We start from the raw sequence: 20845 nt of genomic DNA, 5'->3' as shown, positions 1-20845 counted from the left end.
GCATACGCATCCCGGTTAATTGCCTGAACGACATCAGGATCATGCGCCCCGCCCATGCGTTGATCTTGCGGAGAAGGAACCTGATGATGTCGTTTGTTACTGCCGCCCGCCGCAAAGTCCTGACGCGCCCTGTGCTGTCGCTCGTGCAGTCCGCGCTGCCAGCATTATCCGCCACCGAGAACGAAGCGATCGATGCGGGTAACACCTGGTGGGATGCCGCCCTGTTCACCGGCAATCCCGATTGGGAAGCTTTGCTCGCATTCCCGCCTGCCACGCTCAATGCGGAAGAGCAGGCCTTCATGACAGGGCCGGTCGAGACGTTGTGCGAGATGATCGATGATTGGCGCATGACCTGGGAAACCCACGACCTGTCGCCCGAAGCATGGGCGTACCTCAAGTCCGAGAAATTCTTCGGCATCATCATTCCAAAGGAACATGGCGGCCTCGGCTTCTCGAATTTCGCGCATAGCGAGATCGTGAGGAAGATCGCCACCCGCTCGGTCTCCGGGGCGGTGACGGCAATGGTCCCCAACTCTTTGGGACCGGGCGAACTGATCCTGCGCTTCGGCACCGAGACGCAGCAGGAGCATTGGCTCCCCGCCTCGCCGACGGGCGCGAGATTCCCGCCTTCGGCCTCACCAGCCCGGAGGCGGGATCGGATGCCGCCGCAATGATCGATGAAGGCGTGGTTTGCCGGGGCGATTGGCAGGGCGAAGACGTGCTCGGCATCCGGCTCAACTGGCACAAGCGGTACATTACGCTAGGCCCTGTCGCGACAATCCTCGGCCTCGCGTTCAAGCTGCGCGATCCCGAGCACCTGCTTGGAGGGCAGGACGAGATCGGCATCACCGTGGCGCTGGTGCCCACCGATCTGCCCGGCGTCACCATCGGGCGGCGACATATCCCCTCGATGCAGACCTTCCAGAACGGTCCCAACGAAGGCAAGGATGTCTTCATCCCGCTCGATAACGTAATCGGCGGCCCCGAGCGTGTCGGCCATGGCTGGAAGATGCTGATGAGCGCGCTGGCCGCCGGACGCGGCATCTCTCTGCCTTCGCTCTCTGCGGCGGCAGGCGCCTTCGCCGCGCACACGACCGGCGCCTATGCGCGGGTGCGCTCGCAGTTCAACCTGCCGATCGGCAAGTTCGAAGGCATCCAGGAACGCCTCGCCCGGATAGCGGGCAACGCCTACCTGCTCGACGGAGCGCGGCGGCTGACATGCGCGGGGCTCGACCAGGGCAACCATCCCGCCGTGATCTCCTCCATCCTCAAGCTGCACGCAACGGAGCGGATGCGCGTGGTCATCAACGATGCGATGGACGTCCACGGCGGCAAGGCGGTAATCGATGGGCCGCGCAACTACATGGCCAGCCATTATCGCGCGATCCCGGTCGGCATCACCGTCGAAGGCGCGAACATCCTGACGCGCAGCCTGATGGTCTTCGGGCAGGGCGCGATCCGCTCGCATCCCTACCTGCTCGACGAGATCCGCGCGGTGGGCGGCACCGATCGCACGCAGGCGCTGGCAGATTTCGACAAAGTGCTATGGAAGCATGTCGGCCACGCGCTCAAGACCGCGATCCGCGCCTTCGTGCGAAGTTGGAGTGGCGGCGTCTTCGCGCCTGCGCCCAAGGCGGGGAAAGCCACGCGATACTACCGCCAGATGAGCCGCTACGCCGCCGCCTTCGCGTTTTGCTCGGACATCGCGTTCCTGACGCTGGGCGGCGAACTCAAGCGGCGTGAACTGCTCTCGGCGCGGCTCGGTGACGTCCTGTCCGAACTCTACATGCTCTCGGGCGCACTCAAGCGCTGGGAGGACGAAGGCCGGCAGGACGACGATCTGCCTCTCCTCGACTGGTGCGTGCAGAGCGGTTTCGCAAGCATTGAGCAGAGTTTCGCGCAAATCATCGAGAATTTCCCTGTGCGTCCAGTCGGCTGGATGCTGCGCCTGTTCATCATGCCTTATGGTAGACGCCGCAACGGTCCCACCGATCGCACCGTCCGCCGTGCTGCCGCGATCCTGCTCGAGCCTTGCCCCGCGCGCGACCGGCTGGTCGAAAATGTCTATATCGGCGGCCAGGACGAAGCGGTTGCCCGGCTGACCGAAGCATTCCGCAAGACCGTAACCACCCAGCCGATTCATGACCGGATGAAACAGGCCCATGTCCTCAACGCCGACGAGGCGCTGACGGCGGGGCTGATCTCCGCCGAAGAACGCAAGCAGTTGCGCGAGGCCGATGCTGCCGTGGCCGAAGTAATCGCCGTGGACGACTTCGCGCCCGAAGAACTGGCAAGGAGGGCGGAAGCTCCGCTACGCGAGGCCGCCGAATGAGCGGTCAACCTTTCCGCCGGGAAGTTCTCTCCCGCTCCCCGGCTTATTCCACGCATACTTGGGCGCGGGACAAGATTCAGGTTTCTTGCTTCTCCCAATACGCAGGCGTCCCAATCTCCGCCCGCAGCCATTCCGTCAGTGCCGCCAGCTTCGCCGAGGCGCTGCGGTTGCGCGTATAGGCGATGTAGAGTTCCGCTCCCTCTGCTTGCGCCCCCACGTCGATTTGCCGCAGCGTGCCATCTTCCAGTTGTCGATACGTGAAAAACGTAGGGAGCAGTGCGATGCCGAGACCCGCGAGTGCGGCGTCGCGCATCACGATGCCGTTGTTGACGCGCAGGCAGGCGCGCGGCCGCAGGATGGTTTCGCGTTCACCGGCATTGAACCGCCAGTCTGCGGAGCGGTTGGAGTAGAGGATCGCGCGGGCCCGATCCAGTTCCTCCAGCGAGGCGGGCATACCGTGCTTTTCCAGATAGGATGGTGCGGCGACCAGGAGGCGTCTGCTTGAGGCCAGGCGCTTTGCGATCAGGCGTGTGTCCTGGATCGGACCGTGACGGATCACCGCGTCATACCCGTCGGCGGCGACGTCCACGAACTTGTCGTCGAGATCGATGCTGAGGTCGATGTCCGGATGTACGGCCAGGAATGCATTCAGCATTCGCCCGAGGTGCAGCGTACCGAACCCAATCGGCCCGGCCAGGCGCAGTGGTCCGGACAGGGAGCCTCGCCTCTCCGCTATCTCCGCCTGTGCCTCGACCGTTTCGCGGATGATCCGGCGCGCCCGTTCAAGAAACATTTCACCCTCGCCGGTGAGGGACAACTTGCGGGTCGTGCGCTGCATCAGGCTGGCCCCCAGCAGTCTTTCGAGTTCCGCGACGCGCTCGCTCACGACCGATTTGGCGAGGCCCAGGCGTCGCGCCGCCTCACTTATCGATCCTGCTTCGGCCACGGCAACGAACGCGGCCACTCCTTCAAGTTTCATCATCGTTCGGCATTCCCGAAAGCCTATTCCGGAATTTGGCGGCTAGTGCGCACGATGGCCTGAATTCATCTTGCGGTCGACAGCCCGCAGCGTGCGGGAGGAAGCAAGCGGCAGATGCCTGTTCGAACTATCGGAAGCAGGCAAGTCCGACACAAGACGGAGCAGTACAAATGACCGACTTCTCAGCCAAAACAGCACTCGTCATCGGCGGCAGCCGGGGCATCGGCGCCGCGATCGTCCGGCGCCTGGCCGCCGGCGGGGCCGCCGTGACCTTCTCCTACGCCGGAGCAGCGGAGGCCGCCCAGGCACTTGCGGCCGAAACCGGCGGAAAGGCAGTCCGGTCGGACGCGGCAGACCGCGATGCGGTGATCGATCTCGTCGCGGAGGCAGGACCGCTCGACATCCTTGTCGTCAACGCCGGCGTTCTCGTGCTCGGCGATCCGCTGGAACAGGATGCGGATGCCGTCGACCGCATGTTGGACGTGAATATCCGTGCGCCCTACCATGCCGCGGTGGAAGCAGCCCGGCGCATGCCGGACAACGGCCGGATCATCTTCATCGGATCGACCAACGGAGATCGCATTCCGTTCGCGGGCGGCGCGGCCTATGCGCTCACCAAGTCCGCGATCCAGGGGCTGACGCGCGGCCTGGCCCGTGACTTCGGCGCGAGGGGCATCACCGTCAACGCCGTCCAGCCTGGCCCGACCGATACGGACATGAACCCCGGCGACGGCCCCATGAAGGATTTCATGCACACGTTCATGGCCATCAAGCGCCACGCCCGGCCCGAAGAAATCGCCGGCATGGTCGCCTATCTGGCCGGCCCCGAAGCAGGTGTCGTCACCGGCGCGCTCCATACCATAGACGGCGGGTTCGGCGCCTGAAGGAACCCGCGGCAACGAACGATGCAGCGGCAGATACCAGGTTCATCCAAACTCCGCATAGGCGATCAATACCGTCACGCAAAGCCTGAGCTCTGGACGTGAAGCCCGGCTATCCGGGCTTTCCGGTCCATATCCGCCTTGGACCAGGGCGCTTCGGCGCCCTGATTGGCCACATTGGTCAAGTCGCGGCGGGGCTTTTGCGGCATTGAACCGGGGTTGGAAGAGACGATCCGGTCGATCACGTCGGCCTCTTCCGTGATACTTGGCAACCAAGGGCCGCAAAGGCTCGCCGGAAGGGAACGAGGATGGAGCAGGCTTTGCGCGAGATGATCGACCGGGAGGCGATCCGAACCTGCGTGGCGCGGTTGGCGCGCGGCGAGGACCGGCGCAGCGCGGAACTGATCCGTTCATGCTGGTGGCCTGACGCGCGCTTCGACTACGGCGTGCACAACGGCTCCTTCGACGCCTACCTGGCATGGGTGGTGCCCGGTGCCGACGCGATCAAGGACACCCAGCATATGCTCGGCCAGTCGCACATCGAATTGGCGGGGGCGACGGCACGGGCTGAGACCCATGTGTTCTCGTACCACCGGATCGACATGGGCGAAGGCGATCGCGACACCTGCATCGGCGGTCGTTACCTCGACACCTTCGAGAAGCGGCCCGGCGCATCGGGCGAGCCCGAGTGGCGCATTGCCGACCGCGTGATGCTCTATGACTGGGAACAGGACTGGGGCGCCGCTGCGGACTGGTCCAGGGGCGTGATGGGCTACCCCTTCACTGCCGACCATTTCCCCGGCCGCGCAAAAGCCGACTACAGCGAAAGCTGGTTCGCGGGAACTGCAGCATGAGCGCCCCGCTTGCGGGCAAGGTCGCGCTGGTCACCGGCGCCAGCCGGGGCATCGGCAAGGGCATAGCGCTCGTGCTCGCCGAGCAGGGCGCCACGGTCTACGTCACCGGCCGCACCGTCAACGAGGGTGACTACTACCTGCCCGGCACGGTCGGCGGGACCGCCGCCGAATGCGACGCGCGCGGACGCAAGAGCGGCGGCGGCGGCATAGCCGTCGCCTGCGACCATGGCGACGACGAGGCCGTGGCCGCGCTGTTCGCCCGGATCGCATCGGAACAGGGCCGCCTCGACATTCTGGTCAACAACGCCTTCACGCTTTCCGACGACCTGCTGGAGCCCAAGGGCTTCTGGGAAAAGCCGCTCTCCAATCTGGAGATGTGGGATGTCGGGGTAAAGTCGAACTACGTAGCGGCCTGGCACGCGGCGAAGATCATGACGCCGCAGAAGTCGGGGCTCATCGTCGCGATCTCGGGCTTTGCGGCAGTGACTTATACATATGGCGTGATCTTCGGCACCTCCAAGTCCGCAGTGGACCGCATGGCGCGTGACATGGCGATCGAACTGGAACCCCACGGCGTCGCCTCGCTGACCCTGTGGCAAGGGCTGACCCTGACCGAGAAGGCGCGGGACAACCTCGCAAAGATGGGGGACAGGATGACCACGTCCATCACTTCGATGCAGGGCAGTTCCGTCGAGCATCCGGGGCGCGTGGTCGCCGCGCTCGCCGCCGATCCAGAGGTCATGAAGCGCTCCGGGGGCGAATTCATCACCGCAGAGCTGGCGCAGGAATACGGCCTGACCGACGTGGACGGCAGCGTCATCGCATCGGCACGCGCGACCCGGGGATCGCCGATATGGAAGCCCATCTCGGAGGTTGACTATCGTGGCAAATGATCGTGACGGGCGCATCGCCGCGATGCTCGACAAGCACGAGATCCGCGAATGCCTGGAGCGCTTCTCCCGGGGCATGGACCGGTTCGACCGCGCCATCTACCTGTCGGCCTTCTGGGACGATGCCGAAACGGCGGCGGGGCCTTTCGTGGGCAGCGCCGCAGACTGCTGGGACTGGGCGATCCCGATGCACGAGGCTGGGCAGATCGTCACGCACCATGCGCTGCTGCAATCCAACATCGATCTCGATGGCGACATCGCCCATGCCGAGACCTACTACCAGTTCGTCGGCCGCAACCGCGATGAAAGCCTTTGGGTCGCGGGCGGGCGCTATGTCGACCGGCTGGAGCGGCGGGACGGCGAATGGAGGATCGCCCTGCGCACGAACGTGATCGAGTGGGGCTTCATGCCGCCGCCGATGCCAATCCCGTTCGCCGACGTGCCCGACATTGCGCTGAACGGCGTATCGGCCCGCAACGGCAGCGATCCGTCCTATCGCCGTCCACTCGTCAACCTGCGCCAGCCGGCCAATCCCGCCAAATCGTCATGAGCGGGCTTTCGGGCAAGGTCGCACTCGTCACCGGGGCCACGCGCGGCATCGGCAAGGGCGTGGCCTGCGCGCTCGCGGAGCAAGGGGCGACGGTCTACGTTACTGGCCGTACCCGATCCGCCGGGGGCACGCCTTGCCCGGTTCGCTGGAGGAAACGGTCGCCGAAGTGAACGCGCGCGGCGGACGCGGCGTCGCTCTCGCGCTGGACTTGCTCGATGATGCGCAGATCCGCACGGTGTTCGAACAGGTCGCGCGCGACGAAGGGCGCCTCGACCTGCTGGTGAACAACGCCATGGCCATTCCCGAGAGCATGACCCAACGCACCGGATTCTGGGACAAGCCGCTCGATGAGGAATGGCAGATCTGGAACACCGGCCTGCGTGCCGCCTACGTCGCGGCATGGCATGCGGCACGAATCATGGTGCCGCAGGGCTCCGGGCTGATCGCCGCGCTATCCGGCTACGTAGGCGTGACCTACACGTACGACGTGGTCTTCGGGACGACCAAGACCGCGACCGACCGGATGATGCGCGACATGGCCCACGAGCTTCGCGACACGGGCGTCAGCGCGATCTCCCTCTGGCAGGGATTCACCTATACCGAGCGCGCCACCGAGAACCTCAAGTCGGTTCCGGGCATGGCGAACCAGCTCAACAGCGCGGTCGGCTCCTCCCCGAGTTCCCGGGACGGGTGATTGCGGCACTGGCGATGGATCCGGCGAGCAGGTCGAAATCGGGCGGAACTTTCATAAATGCCGAACTCGCCGCCGAATATGGCGTGACCGATAGGAACGGGCGGACTATCCCCTCGCTGCGTGAAAGCCGCGGCGCGCCGTTGTGGAGGCCGGGCGACACATCCTGGAGCAACCGTTAACCAGCGGTGCTTCTCCAGCGCCGGTGTCCTTTGGCCCGTTCATTATAGTCAGAGATTGCCAATCGACATCGTGACTGGAGCGCGCGCGCCCGAGAGCGAGTGCTTCGCGTAACGAACGGAAAATTGCTCGAACGTCGACCTTGCTTCCCTCTACAGAGCGGCACTGCCCGCATTGGATGCTGCGACGGCGGTGGTCTACCGAGACATCGATAGCTCACGAGCGCGGGGAAGTATCTGGCCCTGACGCCCATGGATCGCTACATCCTCCACCCCGATCTTCGATTGGGAGAACCTCCCGGCGAAGATCTGCAGGGGCTGTCCTGAGTAGGAAAAGAGATGGATACCGACCACCTGACCGCACCGGAGCAGACCACTGCGCCGACTGGCATGACCTGGATCGCGGGCGGTGCCTTTACGATGGGCTCCGACCGTTTCTACCCAGAAGAAGCCCCGTCGCGCCGGGTCTCCGTGCATGGCTTCTGGATCGACACCACGCCTGTGACCAACCGCCAGTTCGCCGCCTTCATCGAGGCGACCGGATACACGACCGTCGCCGAAATCGCGCCTGACCCCAAGGACTATCCCGGAATGCTGCCGGGCATGGACCGCGCCGGATCCCTCGTGTTCCACAAGACCGCGACGCCGGTGGACACCGCCAACCCCGGCAACTGGTGGCGCTTCGAATTCGGTGCCGACTGGCGCCATCCGCTCGGCCCCGACAGTGATGTCGACAGGCTCGGCCTATGGGATCACCCTGTCGTGCAGGTCGCCTATGCGGACGTCGAGGCCTATGCGAAGTGGGCGGGCAAGGACCTCCCGACCGAAGCCGAGTTCGAGTTTGCCGCACGCGGCGGGCTGGACGACGCCGACTATGCCTGGGGCGACGAACTGGCCCCCGGCGGAGCGATGATGGCGAACTACTGGCAAGGGCTGTTTCCTTTCGCCAACCAGATGCTCGACGGGTGGGAACGCACTTCTCCGGTCCGCACTTATCCCTCCAACGGCTACGGCGTGTTCGACATGATCGGCAACACGTGGGAATGGACCTCCGACTGGTGGAGCGACAACCCCGGTGCTTCGAAGAAGAAAGCGGGCCAGTCATGCTGCACCGTCAGCAATCCTCGCGGCGGCAGATTGAAGGACAGTTTCGACCCCGATCAGCCACGGGTCCGGATCGGTCGCAAGGTTCTGAAAGGTGGATCACACCTGTGCGCGGCCAATTACTGCCAGCGCTATCGTCCAGCAGCACGTCACCCCGAGATGATAGACACCGCAACCTCGCACATCGGCTTTCGCTGCGTGCTGCGCCCAACGGTATGAACATAAGCGGGCACGACGGACCTACAAGCTGAGGTAAGCGGTTGCTCTCGCCTCAGGCTATATCACCGAACATCGCCGCGATTTTACATAAATTTCGCCGATTAAATTAGCAAACAAAATAATATATCGCACCACCATTTGTTAAATATTCACTATGAATGCAAGCTATTTCAACAATTTAGCATTAAATTACGCGAAATCTCTTGAAGTGGAATTTCCTTTTTGCAAAGGGAGCTTGAGCATAAATCCTGTCCCCCGTCCAAGCTCGCTATAGCATTCGATTTGCCCGTGATGACGAGATCATCACTGTATGGACGAAGCTCAGTCCGAGACCGGCACCGTTGGTCCTCGGCCCCAAGCCGACCGGCCCACGGTGAAAGCGCTCGAAGATCGCCTGCTTCAAAGTCGGCTCGATTCCCGGTCCCTGGTCCTCGATCGCGCACACGGCCCACATCGAGCCATCACCTCGCGGCTCGCTGGAAAGCGCGCACGTAATGGTCGTCCCTTGCATGCTGTATTTGATGGCATTGCCGATCACGTTGACCAGCGCCCTGGTCAGCAAGGACCGCTCCACCATGACCAGTAGCCGCTCGTCCCCGCGGGTCACGATGTCGATGTATTTGGCCTTAGACTGCGGCCAGAGATCATCGATCGCGTCCATCAGCATGTCGCCGAGATCGACTTCCTCCAAGGCATACTCGAGATTTTCCGCGCGGGCCAGTTGGACGAACCCGTCGGCGAGTTGCAGAGTACGCTCCGCATAGTGCCGGATGATACCGGATTCCCTGGGTGAAATACGATCGGAAGGCGCGGTTTCGAGTACCGCAAGGATCGATGCCTGGGGTGAGCGCATGTCATGGGTGAGCAGTTGCACAACGTCGTCGCGTTGCTTTTGCGCGGCCCTGGCTTCGCTGACGTCGACAAAACGGATAACCCAGCCGACACATCCTCCCTCTGCCGAGGTCTGTCCGGCCATTCCGACAAGAAAGAAACGCCCCTGATCGAGTTGTACCTCGCAGGCGATCGGCTCCTCGATCGCAGGAGGAAAGCGAACCGCCTCACCGCTGCCCGCGAGGCGGCATCGGCTCATGATCGATGCCGCGCTGCTCCCCTCTTGCAGTCCCCCGACCTCGGCAGCGAAAAGCTTGCGCGCCGCCACATTCGCCAGCAGGATGGCGCCATTCAGATCTGACACGATCGTTGCGTCCGGCAACTGGTCGAGCCGGTCGGCGACGAAATGGCGCATCTCGCGGTGACGGGTGATCGCGGCGTTCAATAATGCGATCGTGTATTCGACGCCCCTCTCGGTATGAACGACGTCGCTTTGCGGAACCAGCATAGGCTGTTCCTGCAGGCGCTCGAGTTGTGCGCGCATGAACCGTTCGGTCGCCGCCAACTGCCTCCATCCCCAGATGGGATAGGCCAATGCAAGACCGGTCAGCGCTGCAGAAGGGGGCAGCCATATGCGCAGCAGCATCAGTGCACAGATCGATAGGCCCAGCACCAGTGCCGAGCACAATGCCAGGCAGGCCAGCGCCGGCATCCGCCTGAAAGGCCCCAGCCCCAACATCAAGATCCACAGCGGCAGCAATCCCGCGACGAGGCAGGAAGACAGGCTGGCCTGCATCATCATCGTGCCGGCACGCAGCCCCTGAAGCAGATAGGCCTGAATTTCGAGCCCGGACAACACGCCGCCGGCGGGCGTTGCGTATCGGCTGCCGAGCCCGGACGCAGTTACGCCGACGAGGACGATCTTGCCCTTTACGAACTCGGCGGGCACCTCCCCTGCCAGAACCGCTGCGGCCGGGATCTCGGGCCAGCGCCCTGCGCCACCGCCGAACGGGATCAGCCTGCCCTGCAAGGAGACTTTCCTGCCTCCTGCGAGGGACTGCGCCATGACGCGCATCAGCAGCTGGGACCGGCCGGGCCCTTGATCCGAACGCGGTGCCGCGCGCACGACACCGTCCGGGTCCGGCGCGATGGTGGCGCCGCCGATCCCGGCGGCGGCGTTACGAAACAGGTCGATCGGAAGGATCGCCGCGGCGCCGCTGCCCGATGAAAGGCCCGGGAGAACCGGCAGGTAGACCGGAGCACCACTTGCCATCGAGCGCGCCAGCGCATCATCGTTGCCCGCATCGGTTGGCTCGGTGAAAAGCACATCGTAGCCGATCGCCTTCGCCCCCGCCGCATTGAGCCGGTCGATTAGCGCTGCATGGGTCGCGCGGTTCCATGGCCAGCGACCGATCCTTCGCACGCTATCGTCATCGATCTCGACCAGCAGGATCGCATCGGATGACGGCGACGGAACGAGTTGCAGCAGGTGATCGTAGATGCCGTTGTCGAACCGCTCCATCGTGCGGTCCATCGTCATGAGCATGACCAGCAGGCTGGTGACGATGGCGATCAGCCACCACTGGGTACGCAGCTTGAGATGCCGCCGTACCCTCACCAGTTCCCCTCGACCCTCAACTCGCCGTAATCCGACCATTCGGTACTGACCTTACCGTCGACGAGCCGGCTGGTCTGCACGCGCCAGCGATAGCGGCCGCGCGGCAGATCGATCACCGGCTGGGACGTGTTTGAGAGTTCGGGCAGGTCGACCAGCGGTCTTGCCTCCTTGCCTGCCTTGGCAAGCTGGAAGCGGAACCGTGCGCCCGACCAATCGCGCGCGTTCCACCAGAACAGGTATTGGCGATACGGCCCCGCCCAACCCATCTCGATGCCCATGCGCAGCCCTTCGAGGCGGCGCTGGAAGGAGGATGTCGCGGGCGCGCCCTCCAACTCGTTACGGTCGATAGCGGTTGCCCGCACGAAGTAGGCGCCATCGGGCAGCGACGCGAACCGCAACTCCGGAGACTTGCTGGTCGCCTCGTCCAGAACCTCGAGGAACCTGGCGTCGGCGGCGATCTGCACATGGTAGGCCGTGGCGCCGGGCAACGGCTTCAGGATGAAATGTAGGCCTTCGCCGGTCTGGGCCGCATCCGGCTCAAGCAGTTCGGGAGCAGGCAGCAGGGCGACCGGCTCCGACAGTTCACTTGTCGTTCCGAAGCCTGCGGGCAGCGTCTGTGTCTCGTGCGCCTCGGCATCGAAACCGACCTTGCCTTCCAGCACTTCGCTCGTCGCCAGCCCGGCATCCGCATCATAGGCCATCCGGAACTTCGTGCCCCGCACCGAGGTAATGGCCCGGGGGTCGAGAACCGGAAATCGCTTTGCGGGTCAGTCATCGGCGTGACGGTGGCGCTCGCGCCGCCCCGCTCGATGCCGAACAGGCGCTCGACGTGGCTGTCGAACACCAACCGGCGCAGGCGCTGCACGCGCACGGTCGACTGCGACGGCAGAGCGATGGTCGTCGCGTCGGGCAACGCGAGCGTGACGAACGACTTCTGCCCGGTCTCGATGAGCATCCCCTCGCCCACCGTCATGCCGACGGCAGCCGGCTTTCCGCCGATCCGCACCGCGCCGCGAACGCTGTGCACGGTTCCCCTCACCGGCTCGTGCCTCAGCAGTTCGCGCGGGATGACGAGCACCATCCCCACCGGCAACCGCAGCGGATCCGCCACCCGGTTGAGCCGTTGGACGATGCGATAGTCTTCGGTGCGGATGAAGTAGTTGGCGGCCAGCCGAAAGAGGTTGTCTCCGGGCCGGACCACGTAACGCACATCAGGGCGCGCCGGCTCCACCACCGCGGTGCCGTCGGGCCTAGCGACGGCCATCCCGCCGGGAACTGCCGCCAGCAGCAGGAGGGCGGCGCTTGTCGATACGCGGGTTCTACGATGCCAGGGCTTCAAGTCGATATCCATACGAGTATATCGGGACCAGCTTCACGCCGTTATCCGGGCGAAGATGCAGCTTGGTCCTGACGTTTGAGATGTGCACGTCGAGGGTTCTCGTGGGGAGGTTCGGGTTGCGTCCCCATACGGCTTCGAAAATGTAGGCGCGCGCCAGAGCGCGGTGCATGTTCCTGAACAGGAGCAGCGCCAGCGCGAATTCCTTCGCGGTCAGCGCAATCGGCTCTCCGGAGAGTTCGACCGTCTCGGCCCGCGTGTCGAAGCAGTAGCTGCCATAGTGTTCGAAACCCGACAGCGCTGCGGGATAGGCCCGGCGCGCCAAGGCGTTGATCCTGGCCTTGAGCACGACCGGTGCGACCGGTTTGATCACATAGTCATCGGCTCCGGCAGTCAGCCCGGCGACGATATCCTCTTCCGCGGACCTGCTGGTGAGCATCAGCGAAGGCGGTGCGATCTCCAGATTGTCTCGCACCCACGATATGACCTCAAGGCCGGACAGCCCCGGCACGTTCCAGTCGAGAATGAGGAGATCGTAGGTTGATCGGTGTAATGCCCGCACGAGAACCTGACCCTCGCCGAACACTTCGCAGGAATGGCCAGCCTCTGCGAGCGTCATCTCCACAAGCCCAGCCAGGGCCACATCGTCCTCAAGTATCGCTATCCGCACGGCCGCCCTTTTTGCCCCTGCACAGGGCTGAGACTCCGCCATAGCAGCGCCGATGCCGATTGCGAGGCGGGGCGGCCGGGCTTTGCAATGTTTTACAGGTGGTGTCTCGAAGAAGGGCAGGTCCGATTTTGCACTCCTTTACATGACAGTCCCAAACCACGCCGCTTATGGCGCGACTCAAGCTAACTAGGGAAAGTCCCTAGAGAACAAGGCGATGGTTGACGGGAGCCTCACAGGCGGCTGCGACATTTCCATTGCGAGCGCCGTTGGAGGATCGTGGAACACCTGTTCGGATCGATGTCGCTGGCAGCCTGCATGTTCGATCGCAATCTTACAATCGGCAAGGCCAGCAAGGCGGCGGCCACGATGTTCGGCCTTCCGACGCTGTTGGGGCGGCAAGCTGACGACTTGGTCCCCGGGGCCGCGCCGGTGCTGCACCGGTGCTTTGAGCTGGCCGACTTCGGCCTGCCTCTCCCTGATCACCGGTTCATCATGGGCGGGCGTGATTATGCCGTTACATTTCATCCCTTGCGACACGCAGGCCTCGGCATCACCGCGCTGCTGGCCGTAGCCATGGACGTTACCCGCAGTCTCCGGATCGAACGTGTACTTCGCGCTTCGCGTCGACGCCTTCTGATGGCATCCCGCCAGGACCACCTCACCGGACTGCTGAACCGGCGCGGGTTCGATGCCGCGCTCCACCGTGAAGTCAGACGGGCAAGGCGATCGGCGACCCCTCTCTCGCTTCTGATCATAAATATTGACTGGTTCAAGGCCTACAATGACAATCTTGGGCACCAGGAAGGCGATCGATGCCTTGGTCTCGTCGCCGACGCTCTCGGTACATGCTTGCGGCGGGCAAGCGATCTCGCCTGTCGCTATGGCGGTGAGGAGTTCGTGCTGATCCTTCCCGAAACCGATGCCAAGGGTGCAGTGGCCGTAGCGGCCAATTGCCAGCAGGCGATACATACTCTTGCGATCGCGCATCCCGCCAGCGCATACGGGCGGCTCACGACCAGCATCGGCATCGTTGCAGCGCAAGCCTTATCGATTCCCGTCGATCCGACAGGGCTTTTCGCACAGGCCGATACTGCGTTGTACAGGGCAAAGAACAACGGTCGAAACCGCTGGGAGATCAATGACTGTTCGGCAGCAGAGCGTTCGTTGCGGTAGCTTCCTGAAAAGTCACAGTCGCTTTCGCTCTTTACCGGCCTCGCACCGAGCGATGTGCAGCCCCGCCAGCTTTCCTGCAGAAAACATAATTCCGCCCAGACCGAAGACGATACTATGCCTTGAGTATCAGTCCCTTACGGTCGAGCGTCCAGCCAACGCTCCAGCAAACCATAGTGTATGTCAAAGCGCATAGCAGCGAGCCGATCGCGCCTGGTGCGATGCGCTGGAAGATGGCGATGCCGATCCAGTCATACAGTCCGCCATAGCCGGCGACGCGCACGAGATTAAGCGTAACCACGAAGAGTTCGGAGAACAGGTAGATCGCCAGCGGATTGCGCCCGAGGATCGTGAAGAAGCGCCTGCCCCCGTGCAGCCCCTTGACCTCGAACAGCCAACTGGCGAGCGCCAACAGGATCATGGCCAGTCCCACGGTGAGGAGCACGAACGGGCCGGTCCACAGCTTCTTGGCTATCGGGAACCACGGACTCCAGGCTAGAGCAGCCACGGTAAGCACCAGCCCCCCAGCGCAAGCGCCCGCAACGTCCTTTCGAGCGAACCCGCGTGCAGGATGGCGAGGCCGGCAAGATAGCCGGCAATCACGTTGACCGTGGCGGGAAGCGTGCCGAGGAAGCCCTCCGGGTCGAAGCCGCCGTCCTTCTTGTAGAGGTGTTCCCTGGGCAGAAGGTACAGGTCCAGCAGGGTCCCGGCGTTGCCGGTCTTGGAATAAGCCTCGCCGGGCAGGCTGAACGCGAGCAGAATCGCCCAGTAGCCCAGCAGCAGGGCGACGCAGGCAAGCACCAGCTTCTTCCAGTCCAGCCATCGCACCACCAGTCCGGTAAGAACGTAGCACAGAGCCAGACGCTGCAGCACGCCGGGGACCCGGGTAAGCGCGAAGGGCGCAAGGCTCCAGCCGTCGGCGTCATGCCGGACGAAGGGATACCAGTACATCAGGAAGCCGAGCGCAAAGATGATCATCCCGCGCCTTGCGAGGTTCGCGAGGTACGGTCCGGTGGCGATCGGCTTGCGCATGGCGAAGCTCATCGCGTTGCCCATCGCGAAGAGGAAGCTCGGGAACACGAGGTCGGCCAGCGTGAAGCCGATCCACCTGGCGTGGACCAGCTGGGCGAACGCGGGCGCGCCCGGACCCGCCGTATTGACGAGGATCATCAGGAAGATGGTGACGCCCCGGAACACATCGAGCGAGGCGAAGCGCTGCGGCTTGGCGGCGGTCACGGCCGGGTCTCGTTCAGGATGTCACGGACAAGCCTGAGCGGGTCCTTCGGGCTTTTACGCTTCCACAGGCGTCCGTCGGCGACCCATTGCTGCTCCCATGCGCGAATTGCGCCGAGGGTGGCGGGCTCGTCGAGCGGCTTTCCAGCGGCTGCCGCAGCGCGCTGGGCGGTGAGGAAGCTCTCCCAGCGCGGCAGGTAGTAGCCGGAATAGAGGCCCTGCCATGCGCGCGAGGCGTAGTCGGACAAGTGGCCTTCGCCGCCCCAGACGGTGACTATGGTCTTGGCCTCCTCCTCGAAGCGGGCCTTCTCGGCCGGCGTATCGCCATAAGCGCGCGCATCGGCGATCCATGAGCCGAGCGTTTCCTGCTGGTTGCCCGCGAGGAGGTCGATCTGCCGTGCCAGCGTGCCCATTCGGACGCGTGTCCGGTCGCCTTCGGCCAGCTTGCCGTCCCGATACGCCGCCAGCGTCGCCTTGAGCAGATGGTCGAGTTCGAGGCTGGCGTAATGCCGGGTCAGATCGACAATGTCGTATGTGAGCAGCTTTGACGGCTTGCCGGGCGCGGCGGCCAGCAGTGCGGTGATCCCCTCGCGCAGCTTGGCGGGATCGCCGGGCGCTTCGGGATAGTCCGCGCCTTCCGCCATGGGGCGCTTGAAGAACAGGTAGGCGCCAGCGTGCTGCTGCCACCAGCGCGGCTCCCAGTACCGGGTGCGATAGGCGCCCGCAGCCGCCTGTTCCCAGGCCTTCGCCAGCGCCGGGGAAACCTCGCCATAGCGGGCCTTCAGGTGCTCGCCCAGCCAGTCGGCAAGCGGGCGGTCGGGCTCGCCCCAGGCGAGGTCGTAGGCGTAGTCGTAGACCACCGAATTGCTGTGCAGGCCTTCGGGGAACAGGCCGAAGCCGGTCAGGCGGCCCTTGCGCGGATCGGCGTGAAGCGCGGCCATGTCGCGGCGGTAGAATTCGAGGTCGCCGTAGACGGGGTTGCTGCCGCCGTAATTGTGGACGTAGCCATAAGTCCACGCCTTGCCGTCGAAGGCGTCGGTCTTCTGCCAGATGCCGGGGTAGCGGTCGTTGCCGATGTCGAGGATCAGCATGCGGTCGTCGGGCACGCGGCTGAGGAAGGCGGCGATCGCCTCGGGCGTCCAGAACGCCTTGTCGGCGCCGAACAGCCAGCCCTGCATCACCCATGTGGCCTTGGGCGCGGCGGCGGTGATCGAGCCGTAAAGCCGCTCGCCATACGCAGCAAGGCGCGCATCGCGCACTGCGGGCGGCAATGCCGCCGCGCGGGTGGCGGCGGTGTTGGCGATGGAGTCCCCGTACTCGGCGGCAGCGGCGTCGCTGCCGTCCTCGGCGATCGGGGGGATCATCTCGTTGAAGGCATCGGCGAGGTAGTATTCACCCTCGCCATACGTGCGGTTGTAAAGCGTCACGAACCGCGCGGCCAACTGCGTGAACAGCGGGTCCGACGGGTCGAGCCAATAGGTCGGCGGGAAGCCCTCCCACGCCCGCATCTTGTAGATGCGGGCCCTGGGGTGGGCCTTGGCGAATGCCTCGGGCACGTATCCGGCGAAAGCGGGCAGCACCGGCTTCATGCCGAGCGCACGCATGCGCGCGAGGATGCGCAGCTGGAGCTGGTGCTTCTTCTCGATCCAGCCCGACGACAGCGGCGCGCGGTAGCCCGCAAGGTTGCCCATGCGCTGCCACGGCAGGAACGGCGCGGCGGAGAGGCCCTCGGCGATCGCGGTCTCGCTCAGGCCGCTTTCGCGCCAGAGTTCGCGCCAGACGTATTCCTGGCCTTCCATCGCCAGCGGCGTGTCGACGCCGTGCGCGGCCATCCAGTCGATCTCCTGCTCCCACCGATCCCAGCCCCACCAGGGCGTGGTGTAGCCGTACGTGCAGGTGTTCAGGTAGGCGCGCAGCGCGAAGGGTGAGGCGACTTCGCCGGTATCCATCTCCGGCAGGGCGTCCAGCGCGCCGAGGCGGCGGCCTTCCCAGCTGACGTGCAGGCGTCCCAGCTTTTCCAGCGTGGTGGCGACACCGCGCACCAGCGCGACGGGGGAGGTGCCTTCGGCCTCGATATGTCCGCCGCGGATGCGCACGCGGTAGTGCGCCGCCCCGGCATCCGGCTTCAGGCTGAGGGAGAGCCTGTCGGCCGGAATGCCGAAGCGGGCCAGCGCGGCGGCGGCGGAATCGACGCCGGGCTGTTCACCGGCCGGAGGAGAGTTGACCGATGAAGCCGGGGAAGGATTGTCTTTCGCAGCGACCGCGAAAGGCTGCGCGGCGGTGGCCAGCAGCAGGGCGGTGCCCGCCCATCGCAGGCTCCCCTTCTTGAACGGACGCGGGATGCGGATCGCGGTCATCGGGGGTAGTCCTTGCAACAGTCTTGAACAGGTTGGTACGTGCCCGGCACAGGCCCGGGCACGCACCTTGTCGTCATGGCGATGTCAGAGTTTAAGCGTCGCCGAAAGGTAGAAGCTGCGGCCGTAGAAGCTGCTCTCCTGCCAGATCGAGGAGTCGGTATAGTACGCTTCCTCGCGGCTGTTGTTGAGGTTGATGACACCGGCGGAGAAGCTCAGCCATTCGTTGGGCGAATAGCCGCCGCTGATGTCGACCTGCGTGCGCGCCTTCACGACGTGGCCGGCATAGGCGAAGAAGCTGTCGGCGCTGTTTTGCTCGTAGCCGCTGCGGTGGTTGATCGCCGCGCGGATGTTGAAGTGCTCGTTCTCCCAGTAGGGCACGAGGTTCCAGGTCACCTTCGACAGGTTGCGGATGGTGTAGCCGGTGCCGATCGCGACCTTTTGCGGGTAGACGCGCGTGAAGTTCGCCATGATGCCGAAGCCGTCCACCGGCAGGAAGCGGTCGAACGACTGCGTCCAGCTGACCTCGAAGCCCTTCACGCGGATCGTGCTGGGATCGTTGAGCGTCTGGGTGATGTCGTAGATGTTGCCCGAGGTATCGACGCACTCACCGCCCGCGTTGCTCGACAGCGCCGTGCCGTCGAACGAGGTCGGGCAGACCAGCGACGAATACGTACCGTTCTTGATCCACTTGTAGAAGCCGTTGATCGAGAGCGCGTTGCCGTGGTCATAGTACCACTCGACGCCCAGATCGAGCTGCTTGGCGGTCAGCGGCTTGAGGCCGGCCTGGCCGAGATCGACGGTGACCGTATTGGTGCCGACCGGATCGGTGTTCGCCGAAGTCGAGGTCGTCTGCGCCATCGAGGTGCGCGAGTCCATGAACGGACGCACCAGGACCTTGGCGGCGGCGAAGCGGACCTGCAGGTCGTTGGCCGGCTCGGCCACAAGGCTCAGGCTGGGCAGGAAGTTGCCGTACTTCTGGGTGAGCGTGTACTCGCCGATCTTCTGCTGGACTTCCTCGTAGCCGTCGGTGCGTGGCTCGGTGACGTTGCCGAGCACCTTCTGTTTGGTGTGCTCGTAACGCAGGCCGACGTTGCCGCGCAGCGGCATGCCCGCGATGGTCGTGTCGATGTCCGCCATCGCGTAGACCGAGGGCATGTAGCGATCGACGTTGTAGCTCGCTTCCGGCGCGAAGATGTCGGGGACGACGATCCCGGCGGCGGCGAGCGCCTTTTCGTAGGCGTTGAGATCCGGCCCGATCCACGAGGTCGGGATGCCCGAGGCGCCGTTGAGGAAGCCGGAGACCGGGTAGTAGGTCGTCGTCATGTCCGGGAAGACGCTGCTGGTCGCGCTCGGGGCATTGGCCAGAGCGACCATGTCGTGACGCGAGACGTAGCGGCTGAAGGTTTCGTGGCGGTACTTCACGCCGGTGCTGAGCTTCGAGATCGGTCCGAAGGTGACTTCGCGGCTGAGGTCGAACTGCGCGGACTTCTCCGACGAGTTCATGCGGCGGGTGGCGCCGTTGGGATACTCGTTACGCGTCAGCGTGCTGCGCTGATACAGGCTCGGATCGGTAAGGTCGGTGCCGACGGTGAAGTTCACGTCGTTCGGATCGGAGAAGTCGATCGAGGCGCTGGGGATGTTGACGCCGACGATCGCCGCCTTTTCATCCTGATAGGTCGTGCCCTTGGTGTAGTTCAGCGTAGTGCTGGCGACCCAGCCGGTGCCGTCGTTCCACTTGGCGCCAAGGGTGTAGCCCTGGCTGGTGAGGTTCCGGTCCTCGTGCTGGCGGTTGTTTTCCATGGTGAAGTTCGTGGCGGTCACGTTGGTGGCGACGCCGTTGTTCACTTCGTTCACGGTGATGCGCGAGGTGTCGAACAGGAAGACCTGCTGGTTGAGGTCGTAATCGGTCTTGTCGCGGGCGTAGATCGCCGTCGCGTTCATCTCGAAGCGGTCGGACGGCTTCCACTGCAGGCCGCCGCTGGCCATCAGCCGCTCGGTGTCGCGGTCGATGCGGCGGTAGCGCGGACGGCGCGGGAGCTGCACGGTCTCGCCATCGACGGTGGTGGTGGCCCAGCGGTCCATCCACATGTAGTCGGCGCGGTCGCGCAGCTTCTGGTAGCCGAGGTTGGCGTAGACGCCGATGGTGCCGTCGGCGAACTGGTCGACGTAGCTGCCGCTGATCTTGGGCGTGATCTTGCCGCCCGCGTATTCCGAGTTCTGGCCCTTCACCGACAGGATGATCTGGCGGTCCTTGTAGTCCAGCGGCTTGGGCGTGGAGATGTTGACGGTGCCCGAAAGACCGCCGGTGTCCATCGCAGCCGTGGGCGACTTGATGACCTCGATCGCATTGGCGAGTTCGGTCTGGATGATATCGTAGCGGAAACCGTCGGTGAAGTCGGCGCTCTTGAAGGTCTGGCCGTTGATCGTGGTCATCGCATACTGCGGGCCAAGGCCGCGGATGCTGATCGTCGCGCCGCGTCCGTTGATGTTGGACATCTGGACGCCGGAGATGCGCTGAATTGCCTCGGTAATGTTCTCGGCGGGGAACTTGCCGATGTCCTCGGCGGAGATGCCGTCGGTCACGCGCACGTCGTTGCGCTTGGCGTCGAGGGCGTTGGCAAGGCTGCTGCGGAAGCCGGTGACGACGATGTCGGCGGCATCGCCCTCTGCGGGCGCGGCGGCTTCCTGAGCCATGGCCGGGCCGCTCGGCACCAGCAGTGCCGGTGCACAGCAGGAAAGGAGCAGGGCGGCCTTGGCGAGGCGCCGTGCAATCGGATCGATAACGCGTTCTGAACTTGTCATGACTACCCCCTGAGACGTGTTTCTGGGAACGGAAAAGCCCGGTGGACCCTCCGCACCTCCTGCGAACGTTTTTTGATTTGTTATCCAATGATGTCACAAAGACCTGGAAGCAAGTCAAGTCCATTTGAAGACGAAAGTGAATATTTTGG

Annotated in this window: 14 protein-coding genes and 3 pseudogenes; 9 read left to right on the top strand and 8 right to left on the bottom strand. The window is 64.4% G+C overall.

Translation table 11 applies throughout. The annotated features are described in order from the left end of the window. The first annotated feature begins 86 nt into the window (after positions 1–86). Positions 87–2332, top strand: a pseudogene (locus KZO24_RS18390) (acyl-CoA dehydrogenase). Positions 2333–2408: 76 nt separating this feature from the next. Here the strand turns inward: KZO24_RS18390 and KZO24_RS18385 are convergent. After that, positions 2409–3314 (bottom strand): LysR family transcriptional regulator, encoded by a 906-nt coding sequence (locus KZO24_RS18385; RefSeq protein WP_271183113.1) that lies wholly within the window; start codon positions 3312–3314, stop codon positions 2409–2411. A 167-nt stretch (positions 3315–3481) separates the two neighbouring features. On the opposite strand from KZO24_RS18385, the gene bdcA reads away from it, so the two are divergent. Continuing rightward, on the top strand, positions 3482–4195 hold the full coding sequence (gene bdcA / locus KZO24_RS18380) for an SDR family oxidoreductase (RefSeq protein ID WP_271183114.1): 714 nt from the start codon (positions 3482–3484) through the stop codon (positions 4193–4195). Positions 4196–4269: 74 nt separating this feature from the next. Here bdcA and KZO24_RS18375 read toward each other — a convergent pair whose 3' ends face one another. Continuing rightward, positions 4270–4437: a hypothetical protein gene (locus KZO24_RS18375; protein WP_271183115.1), complete on the bottom strand. Its 168-nt coding sequence runs from the start codon at positions 4435–4437 to the stop codon at positions 4270–4272. Positions 4438–4500: 63 nt separating this feature from the next. Here KZO24_RS18375 and KZO24_RS18370 point away from each other — a divergent pair, with 63 nt between their 5' ends. The 5 genes and pseudogenes from KZO24_RS18370 (at position 4501) to KZO24_RS18350 (ending at position 8679) form a co-directional block, all read left to right on the top strand. Continuing rightward, on the top strand, positions 4501–5046 hold the full coding sequence (locus KZO24_RS18370; RefSeq protein ID WP_271183116.1) for a nuclear transport factor 2 family protein: 546 nt from the start codon (positions 4501–4503) through the stop codon (positions 5044–5046). Next, a complete protein-coding gene (locus tag KZO24_RS18365) occupies positions 5043–5939 on the top strand; it encodes an SDR family NAD(P)-dependent oxidoreductase (protein WP_271183117.1) in 897 nt (298 codons plus the stop codon). Before KZO24_RS18370 ends, KZO24_RS18365 begins: the two co-directional genes overlap by 4 nt. Before the next feature lie 22 nt (positions 5940–5961). After that, positions 5962–6486 (top strand): nuclear transport factor 2 family protein, encoded by a 525-nt coding sequence (locus KZO24_RS18360; RefSeq protein WP_486487721.1) that lies wholly within the window; start codon positions 5962–5964, stop codon positions 6484–6486. After that, positions 6483–7359, top strand: a pseudogene (locus KZO24_RS18355) (SDR family NAD(P)-dependent oxidoreductase). The gene KZO24_RS18360 and the pseudogene KZO24_RS18355 overlap by 4 nt, the downstream one beginning before the upstream one ends. 387 nt (positions 7360–7746) lie before the next feature. Continuing rightward, positions 7747–8679, top strand: coding sequence for a formylglycine-generating enzyme family protein (locus KZO24_RS18350; RefSeq protein WP_271183156.1), 933 nt, complete (start codon positions 7747–7749; stop codon positions 8677–8679). 268 nt (positions 8680–8947) lie between these two features. On the opposite strand, the gene KZO24_RS18345 is transcribed toward KZO24_RS18350, so the two are convergent. After that, positions 8948–11032: a CHASE2 domain-containing protein gene (locus KZO24_RS18345; protein ID WP_486487523.1), complete on the bottom strand. Its 2085-nt coding sequence runs from the start codon at positions 11030–11032 to the stop codon at positions 8948–8950. 92 nt (positions 11033–11124) lie between these two features. Next, on the bottom strand, positions 11125–11829 hold the full coding sequence (locus KZO24_RS18340; protein WP_486487522.1) for a hypothetical protein: 705 nt from the start codon (positions 11827–11829) through the stop codon (positions 11125–11127). A 78-nt stretch (positions 11830–11907) separates the two neighbouring features. Here KZO24_RS18340 and KZO24_RS18335 point away from each other — a divergent pair, with 78 nt between their 5' ends. Then, entirely contained in the window at positions 11908–12267 is a 360-nt protein-coding gene (locus KZO24_RS18335; protein WP_486487521.1) for a hypothetical protein, read from the top strand. A 180-nt stretch (positions 12268–12447) separates the two neighbouring features. On the opposite strand, the gene KZO24_RS18330 is transcribed toward KZO24_RS18335, so the two are convergent. Then, a complete protein-coding gene (locus KZO24_RS18330; protein ID WP_486487520.1) occupies positions 12448–13176 on the bottom strand; it encodes a response regulator transcription factor in 729 nt (242 codons plus the stop codon). 234 nt (positions 13177–13410) lie between these two features. On the opposite strand from KZO24_RS18330, the gene KZO24_RS18325 reads away from it, so the two are divergent. Continuing rightward, complete coding sequence (locus tag KZO24_RS18325; RefSeq protein WP_271183123.1) at positions 13411–14307, top strand: GGDEF domain-containing protein; 897 nt, start codon at positions 13411–13413, stop codon at positions 14305–14307. A 112-nt stretch (positions 14308–14419) separates the two neighbouring features. On the opposite strand, the pseudogene KZO24_RS18320 reads toward KZO24_RS18325, so the two are convergent. From KZO24_RS18320 to KZO24_RS18310, 3 genes and pseudogenes are all read right to left on the bottom strand, one after another. Continuing rightward, positions 14420–15474: pseudogene (locus KZO24_RS18320) on the bottom strand (acyltransferase family protein). 62 nt (positions 15475–15536) lie between these two features. Beyond that, positions 15537–17894, bottom strand: a complete 2358-nt coding sequence (locus KZO24_RS18315) for an alpha-N-acetylglucosaminidase (RefSeq protein WP_271183125.1) — start codon at positions 17892–17894, stop codon at positions 15537–15539. Between the two features lie 84 nt (positions 17895–17978). After that, positions 17979–20696, bottom strand: coding sequence for a TonB-dependent receptor (locus tag KZO24_RS18310; RefSeq protein ID WP_271183126.1), 2718 nt, complete (start codon positions 20694–20696; stop codon positions 17979–17981). Positions 20697–20845: the final 149 nt, after the last annotated feature.

The sequence above is a fragment of the Novosphingobium sp. NFX11 genome (assembly GCF_057376415.1).
Note: the sequence above shows the minus strand (reverse complement) of the source record. Positions and strands in the feature narration are given on the sequence as shown.